This window comes from Mesorhizobium sp. PL10, assembly GCF_053714315.1.
Genome location: NZ_JBSKBR010000174.1, coordinates 1 through 666 on the forward strand (window position 1 = coordinate 1; position 666 = coordinate 666).

Sequence of the window (666 nt, forward strand, 5' to 3'; positions counted from 1 at the left end):
TCCTTCACGCAGCGCGGCGCAAGCGCAGCTTCAGCCTTCTCTTCGATCTCCTCGCCCAGCCACGCCATGGCCCGATAGAAGTGATGCAATTCCAGATCGCCTGCTCCCTCGAGAGCATAGGAGGCCATCCAGTCAACACAGGAACGATCTGAACCCGAGACGAACAGGCGGTGCAGCGTGGCGACAAACACGGCGCGCTCCACGGCAAAACCAAACTGGCGATCGGCAAGCAGGTCCTCGAGCACGTCAGGAATTGCGAGCCGTTCCCACAGTCGCCCGAACAGCAAGGGGCCGCCAATCCGGCGGGCATTCACCTGAGCAGGGTTGCTGTCGATCGCATCCAGCACCATGGCCCTTTCGGTGAAACGTCCGACAGAAGCCAACAGACGATCCAGGTCGCCAGCGGCAAGGACTGCCTCCTTGCGCCCGAGGTTGCGGATGATCCGTTGCTTGGTGCGGCCATTCTCCCGGACATTCTCGACCAGATAGAGGTAGGTGTAGCCGTTGACGGTCTTCTCGCGTACGAACATGCGCGATTATCACCGCCAGAATCACCAAACAGTCAAGAATTACCGCCGTTCCGGTGAAAGAATTTAGCACCACACTATTTTCATTGACCAAGCTACGGTCACTAAAAATCAATGACTTACGTGGCTATGTTCTTTT

General features: G+C 57.2%; 1 pseudogene. It reads right to left on the reverse strand.

Annotation, left to right across the window (positions count from 1 at the left end):
- Positions 1-530 (reverse strand): annotated as a pseudogene (locus ACWGTO_RS33715) (IS1634 family transposase); the annotation flags it as partial.
- Positions 531-666: the final 136 nt, after the last annotated feature.